This is a genomic window from Streptococcus vulneris (assembly GCF_019218685.1).
Classification (GTDB): domain Bacteria; phylum Bacillota; class Bacilli; order Lactobacillales; family Streptococcaceae; genus Streptococcus; species Streptococcus vulneris.
This window is the reverse complement of sequence record NZ_JAHUZC010000008.1, coordinates 101,927-109,947: the sequence shown is the minus strand read 5'-3', so window position 1 is coordinate 109,947 and position 8,021 is coordinate 101,927. Positions and strand designations below refer to the sequence as shown.

General features: G+C 38.9%; 4 protein-coding genes. All 4 read right to left on the bottom strand.

Features of this window, described 5'->3' with window-relative positions; genetic code table 11:
- On the bottom strand, positions 1-1,658 hold a 1,658-nt coding region (locus KUA57_RS06765), incomplete at its 3' end, for a pneumococcal-type histidine triad protein (RefSeq protein ID WP_218493913.1).
- Between the two features lie 7 nt (positions 1,659-1,665).
- The gene (gene adcAII / locus KUA57_RS06760) at positions 1,666-2,556 is read right to left on the bottom strand and encodes a zinc-binding lipoprotein AdcAII (RefSeq protein ID WP_250646328.1); all 891 of its coding nucleotides are present in this window, start codon (positions 2,554-2,556) and stop codon (positions 1,666-1,668) included.
- A gap of 180 nt (positions 2,557-2,736) precedes the next feature.
- The gene (locus KUA57_RS06755) at positions 2,737-5,334 is read right to left on the bottom strand and encodes a pneumococcal-type histidine triad protein (protein WP_218493911.1); all 2,598 of its coding nucleotides are present in this window, start codon (positions 5,332-5,334) and stop codon (positions 2,737-2,739) included.
- 157 nt (positions 5,335-5,491) lie between these two features.
- On the bottom strand, positions 5,492-8,020 hold the full coding sequence (locus KUA57_RS06750; protein ID WP_218493910.1) for a pneumococcal-type histidine triad protein: 2,529 nt from the start codon (positions 8,018-8,020) through the stop codon (positions 5,492-5,494).
- Position 8,021: the final 1 nt, after the last annotated feature.

The window sequence follows — 8,021 nt, the reverse complement described above, 5'->3', positions numbered from 1 at the left end:
AAGTAATGATTATGATCACCGTGTGACATGACAAAACCTTGCTCATCCTCACTGATGACACGATTGGCATCAAAACCATGATCATGGTCTTCATCATGATGGTTCCCATGATTATCTTTATCGTGTTCATCATCATGTGCTGGACTTGGTGTTACTGGCGTCTTACCTCTTAAATGATCTTGAGCCGACTTAATTTGCTCTGCTGTCAAATCTTTCTTAAAGAAGTAATGATTATGATCACCGTGACTCATGACAAAACCTTGCTCGTCCTCACTAATGACGCTATTAGCATCAAAACCGTGATCATGGTCTTCATCATGTTTGTGTCCATGATTATCTTTATCGTGTTCATCATCATTGGCTGGACTTGATACTGATGGCGTTTTACTTTTCAGATGGTCTTGGGCGGCCTTAATTTGGTCAGCTGTCAAATCCTTCTTGAAGAAGTAATGATTGTGGTCACCATGAGTCATGACAAAGCCTGCCGCATCTTCACTGATAATTCGATTGACATCAAAATCATGGCCATGTTCTTCATGCTTAGAGTTCTGACTTCCATGCTCACCGTCTTGCTCATGATGATGGTTTTGCTGAGTAGGTTTTTCTGCTGGTTTGCTTGGATTCTCCAATGGTGTTGGTTTCACACTGTCACTAGCTAGAGGAATCATTCTCGCAATCTTTTCTTCTAATGCAGAAAGCTTTGTATAGGGAATGAAATGATAGTGATTTCCATGAGGAATCGCTACACCACTCGGTGTTCTGCTTGAAATCTTAGCAGGGTCAAAAGTCAAACCATCCGATTCAGCATATCGTTGAGTACTTGGAAGAGCATAAAGCTGCTGTAATAGACTTTGAAGACTCTCGGCTTTATTACTTGGTATTTCAGCCTGTTGAATAGGCTTGGTAGTTTGACCAGTCCCATTTGTACTTGGACGATAGTCAGTCACACTTGGTTGTTTTCTAGTTCCAGAGAGATGGGCTTGAGCTGCAGCCAATTCACTAGCAGACAAGGAACTCTTTGGAATGTAGTGGTAATGTCCACCGTGAGGGACGATATAAGCATCACCAGTATCCTCTATAATATCAGATGCATTAAAGATGTAGCCATCATCAGTAGTATAGCGACCTTGAGATTGAGCAAGCGCCACTGCACTATTAGATATTGGTGCATCGTGAGTATGACCTTGTTTTTGGCGCTCAATTTCGTCCTTTGAGCGAACGTTATCCGCATGTGCCACATCCTTAAGGTAAACATAATACTTACCATCCACCTTGATAATGTAACCACCTTTGACTTCGTTAACAATATCAGCGTCTTTCAATTGATAATTGGAATCTTTCATCAAAAGTTCTTCACTGAAAATCGCATCAAAAGGAACTTTCCCATTATAATAATGGAAATGATCACCATGTGAAGTCACATAACCTTGATCATTGATTTTCACAACAATCTGTTCAGCCTGGATATCTTCTTTTTTGCTAACTTGCTCTGGTGTTTGTGTCTCTGTTTTTGGAGTGTCTTGTTTCCCATCGACATAAGATACACGATTCGTATCTTTGTTCTCTCCTGTCTGATGTTGATTCAATGCATAAATACAAAGACTTAAAGAAAGGACGACAGCTGCACCAGCAGCAAGTTTCTCCTTATTTATTTTCATAATCTCCTCATTTCAATTCTTCTGCTAAAATACTCATATTTTCTTCAAGATTTTCTAAATAAGTCTTGTCATTTTGTGGGTCTGCCTCTAAAGGATTCAGAGTTTTTAGACCCACTCCTGTTGATTTGACAAGAGTTTCAGCTACTTTCGAAGAAGCATTACTTTCTGTAAAAATCGTCTTAACTTTATAGGTTTTAACAAACTCCTGAATTTCTGTTAGTTGTCTTGGACTTGGTTCTTGTTCTGGAGAGATACCAGCGATTCCAAGTTGATTGAGTCCAAACCTCTTCGCTAGATAAGAAAAGGCTGTATGTTGGGTTACAAATGTTTTCTGAGTCGCTTTTTCAAATTTAGGCTGGAATTTCTTAGTCAATTCTTGAGCTTTTTTGATAAAGGCTTGCGCATTTTTCTGGTAAGTTTCTTTGTGCTCACTATCAACCTCTGAAAGTTTATCAGCGATAATCTGAGCTTCTTCGCCAGCTTTTTCAGGATCTAGCCAAGTGTGAGGGTCATAAAGCGTTTTTTCATCAACTCCATCACCTGCTTCCACATCTTCTAGACCAGGGACACGATCCAATGTCATTCCTTCTGAAGCCTCTAAAACCTTAACTTTGGATTTTTTTAGATTGGGATCCAGACTTCCTGCCCAAGATTCGAGCGTATGCGAATGGTAGACAAAGACATCTGCATCATAGATGGCTGCAATATCATTTGCTGAAGGTTCGAAGGAGTGAATTCCGTTACTTGACTGAATCATTCGAACATCATTCAAGTCACCAGATACTTCCTTGACCATGGCATAGATAGGATAAAAACTGGTCACAATTTTCATCCCTTTACCTGACTGGCTTTCCTTTTGGCCACAAGCAGCTAATACCAGAGCCAATACACTGGTCATCAATACTAAAATCGTCCTCTTTTTCACTATAACTCCTTAACTAGTGTTTAACCATTTAATTAACTAGTAAATAGTTTATCTTTATTTAGAAAATATGTCAAGAATTTTTACACAATTTCATAAAAAAGAGAACAGAATCCATATTCTGCTCCCTTTTTATCTTCTATAATACTTGTATAGTTACTTACTCTCCTTTAACAAGACTAATAGCTTTTCAGCTTCTGCCATAATAGTATTGTTATCCTGAGAACCAAATAACAGGTTATTTTTTAATCCTGTGAGAGTTTCGTTGGCATTGGACTTAAGAATTGGGTCCTGAATCTTTTTAAGTAACTCTTCCGCCTCTCTCAGTTTTTCTTCAACCTTTTCAGTTTCAACCTGAGGTTCCTCTGGTTCCGATGGTGATTCTTCTTCTGATTCCTCTGGTTCTTTTGGTTTTGGAGATTCTGCTTTCTCAGTTTTCGGTTTTTCTTCGCGAGGTTTTTCCTCCTCAATTTTTTCTGTCTGAGGTTTCTCCTCTGTTGGTTTCTCTGTTTGATTGTTAGCAGCTTGACTATTGTGGTTTCTTTGAACATGATCGCTCGCATTGCCCCAACCACTATCTGAATGCGGACGTTCATTTGGATGTTCGACATAATACTTCACAGTTTCAAATAGCTCTTCTAAAGTATACCCCTTAGGTGCCTCATAAAGTCCTTCGTCAAACCACTCAAATTTGATGTTATGGTAATGGTCATAATGAGGTATAATCAAACTTCCATTTTTAACTTCCACAGTATGTTGGAGATTGTAAGGCATACGGTCAAGTGGTACCTTCTTAGCTGCTTTTATTCTATTGTAAATCGCTTCTGCTCCCTTAGCCTCAGTATTTCCTGAACTTTGATGATTTGTTGAAGGAGGCGTCAAACCTTTCTCTTTAGCATAAGCTTGACCTGCTGCTCTTTCAGCTTCAGACAAACTTTCTTTCTTAATCCAATGACTGTGGCTCATATGCGGAGTTACATAGGCATCCCCCTCATCACTGGTGATATCACGAGGATCAAAGATATAGCCATCTTCTGTTGTATACTTGCCTGCCAACTTGGCTACTTGAATCTCATCATCTGTGTAAGCTATTTGTGCATTTGGTTTTCCTAAACGTTCTGGATGACGAATCGGCGCTAGAAAAGCAAGGATATCATCAACTAACTTGACTTTATCACTTGACTCATCGTTGAGACGTTCCAATAGTCTATCCAAAGCGTCAAAATCAGCTTGGCGCCCTTTATTGGAAACCAAATCTTGATGAACTGTTGCTAGTAAATCATAAACTTTGTTGTAAAATTTTTGATCACCAGATGCAAGATTGGTTTTCTTAGCTCCTAACTCATGAGACAAACTTTCTTGTTTAGCAAGTTTATCATCAATGGCTGCAACAGTTTCTGCTGAAAGTTCCTTGGCAGAAATATAACGCGAAATTCCATTCTCTTCGAAGACATAACCATCAACCACCTTTCGAATCACCTGTTTTACCAATTTTCCATCAATTGGATTGCTTGGAGTTGGTTGAGGATTTGGTACAGGTTGTGGACTTGGTATTGGGGTAGGCTCTGGAGCAGGGATTGGAGTCGGAGTTGGATTTGGAAGGCTTGGAGTCGGAATTGGTTTTAATTCTTTACCACCTGCAGTAGTATGATTCCCTTGATAATTTTCAGAAATCATTCTTGCAATCTTCTGCTCTAAATCAGACATTTGAGAATAAGGGATAAAGTGATAATGATCTCCGTGTGGCACTGCAACACCATTTGCAGTTTTTCTTGTAATCTGCGCTGGATCAAAGACAAGCCCATCTGATTCCACATGTCGTTGGCTAAGCGGCAAGGCATAAAGCTGTTTCAAGAGACTGGATACGTCTTCACTCGGACTAGCTTGATAGCTATTATCCACCTGTGGGCTAACACTTGGAGCCCATCTTCTGGTATTTGTCTCAACATTGCTTTGATTTGTTTGTCCATATGAACTACTATTCGATGCCTCTGATGAGCTACTGTTAGAAGAATTTGTTGAAGGACGATATCCAACTGAGCTTGGTTGATTACCTTTTCCAGATAAGAAGGCTCGTGCTGCTGCTAATTCACTGGCAGACAAATCACTCTTAGGAATATAGTGGAAGTGATTTCCATGAGGAACGATATAGGCATCGCCTGTATCTTCAATGATATCAGAAGCATTAAAGATATAACCATCATCCGTTGTATAGCGTCCTTGGGCTCTGGCAGCAACAACCGCTTGATCGTTAGAACCTCCTCCGTGATTACTACCGTGTTTCTGCTTCTGACGAGTGATTTCTTCTTTTGATCGAACATTATCAGCATGCGCTGCATCCTTAAGATAGACATAATACTTCCCGTCTACCTTAATGACATAACCACCCTTGATTTCATTGACAATATCTGAATCTTTTAACTGATAATTCGGATCTTTCATCAGCAGTTCTTCACTAATGATAGCATCATAAGGAACCTTGCCATTATAATAATGATAATGGTCTCCATGAGAAGTCACATAACCTTGATCCGTAATCTTGATAACGATTTGCTCGGCATTTATACCTTCTTTTTTACTGACTTCATCAGGTGTCAAAGTCTCTGCCTTTTGGCTTGGTTGTTTACCATCAATGTATGAAACACGATTATTTTCTTTTACAGTTTGGGCTTGATGCAAACCTAGTTCATAAGCGCAGACACTTAAAACAAGTGCAGCTGCTGACCCAGCTAGATATTTTTTATTGATTTTCATTCTTTCCTCTTTTCTTAACTCTATTTGATTCACTATAAAATAATAAACCGGTTAATTAACTAGTTAATAGTTTACTATTTTTAGTACTGCTTGTCAAGAATTTTTCGTATATACATAATAAAAATGAAAGTCTCTTTATCGAGACTCCCATTTTTCATTAGTTTGTTTTTTCCTTATTCACAGGTGAAGGATTACTTCCTTTTAGCAAAGCAAGTAATTTTTCTGCTTCTGCCATGATACCATTATTATCCATGGTTTGCAGGCTCAAATTATTTCGTAAACCAGCTAGGGTTTCTGTCGCATTTCCTTTCAGACTAGCATCCGTTACTTTAGCAAGTAAAGCTTCTGCTTCTTTGAGCTTAGCTTCTACTTTTTCAGTCTCTACTTGAGGAACTTCTGGCTCAGCAGGTGTTTCCTCTACTGGTTCTTCTTCCGTTTTGAAGTTCTTATTTGGATCTTCACTATGGTCTTTCTTGCCTAAGACATGCTCGCTGGCATTGCCCCATCCATCATTAGAATGTGGACGTTCATTAGGATGTTCAACATAGTACTTAATCGTCGCAAATAAGTCTTCTAGAGTATAACCATTTGGAGCCTTGTATGAATGATCATCAAACCAAGCAAATTTAATGTTATGGTAATGATCCTTGTGAGGAATGATTAAATTACCATTTTTAACTTCTACTGTATGCTCAACCATGTATGGAAGTCGAACGAGTGGAATTCGTTTCTCACCTTTCACACGATTGTAAATAGCTGCTGCACTATCTCCAGTTGGATTTGCTTGAGCATCTGCGTCTGCTGACGGAGGTAAAATTCCTTTTTCTTTAGTATAAGATTGAGCCGCAGCTTTTTCCTTATCAGAAAGGCTATCTTTTCCAATCCAGTGACTATGGCCCATATGAGGTGTTACATAGGCATCTCCTTCATCACTGATAATATCATGTTCGTCAAAAATGTAACCATCTGACGTCGTATACTTATCAGCTAATTGAGCAATACGAACTTCGTTTTCGGTATATTCAATTTGAGAATTTGGTTTTCCAAGTCTCTCTGGGTGAGTAATTGGTGCTAGGAATGCCAATAAATCATCTACCAATTTTCCTTTATTAGAAGATTCATCATTCAAGCGTTCTGCTAATTTGTCTAAGGCTTGGAAATCAGAAACTCGACCTTTATTTTCAGACAAGGATTTATGAGCCTCGGCCAACAAATTATATGCTTTATCATAAAATTCTTGGTCGCGAGGTGGTATATTTGCTTTTTTAGCAGTTAAAGCGTGTGACACACTCTCTTGTTTTGATAACTTGCTTTCCAGATTTTTAACAGTGTCAGATGGTAAATCTTTCGCAAAAACATAGCGTGAAATTCCTTTTTCTTCGAAAACATATCCTTCTCCAACTTTTCGTACCAGCTGACTAACTAAAGAAGAATTTGAGTCTATTTTAGGATTTAGACTAGGAGACGGCTTTACAATAGGTTTCAAAGGTTTTAAGCTAAGAGCTGGCAAAACAGGGGATGGAATTGGATTTGGAAAGCTTGGAGTCGGAATTGGTTTTAATTCTTTACCACCTGCAATAGTATGATTTCCTTGATAATTTTCAGAAATCATTCTTGCAATCTTCTGCTCTAAATCAGACATTTGAGAATAAGGGATAAAGTGATAATGATCTCCGTGAGGCACTGCAACACCATTTGCAGTTTTTCTTGTAATCTGCGCAGGATCAAAGACAAGTCCATCTGATTCCACATGTCGTTGGCTAAGCGGCAAGGCATAAAGCTGTTTCAAGAGACTGGATACGTCTTCACTTGGACTTGCTTGATAACTATTATCCACTTGTGGGCTAACAGTTGGAGCCCATCTACTAATATTTGTCTCAACAATGCTTTGATTCGTTTGTCCATATGAACTACTATTTGATGCCTCTGATGAGCTGCTAGAAGAATTTGTTGAAGGACGATACCCAACTGAGCTTGGTTGATTACCTTTCCCAGCTAGGAAGGCTCGAGCTGCAGCCAGTTCACTGGCAGACAAGTCACTCTTAGGAATATAGTGGAAATGATTGCCATGAGGAACGATATAGGCATCACCCGTGTCCTCAATGATATCAGACGCATTAAAGATATAACCATCATCCGTTGTATAGCGGCCTTGAGCTCTAGCAGCGACTACCGCTTTATCGCTAGAACCACCTCCGTGATTACTACCGTGTTCCTGCTTCTGACGAGTGATTTCTTCTTTTGTTCGAATATTATCCGCATGAGCTGCATCTTTCAGGTAAACATAGTATTTCCCGTCTACCTTAATCACATAACCACCCTTAATTTCATTGACAATGTCTGAATCCTTCAACTGATAATTTGAATCTTTCATCAGCAGTTCTTCACTAATGATAGCATCATAAGGAACCTTGCCATTATAGTAATGATAATGGTCTCCATGAGAAGTCACATAACCTTGATCCGTAATCTTGATAACGATTTGCTCGGCATTTATACCTTCTTTTTTACTGACTTCATCAGGTGTCAAATTTTCTGCCTTTTGACTTGGTTGTTTACCATCAATGTATGAAACACGGTTATTTTCTTTTACAGTTTGAGCTTGATGCAAACCTAGTTCATAAGCACAGACACTTAAAACAAGTGCAGCTGCTGACCCAGCTAGATATTTTTTATTTATTTTCATA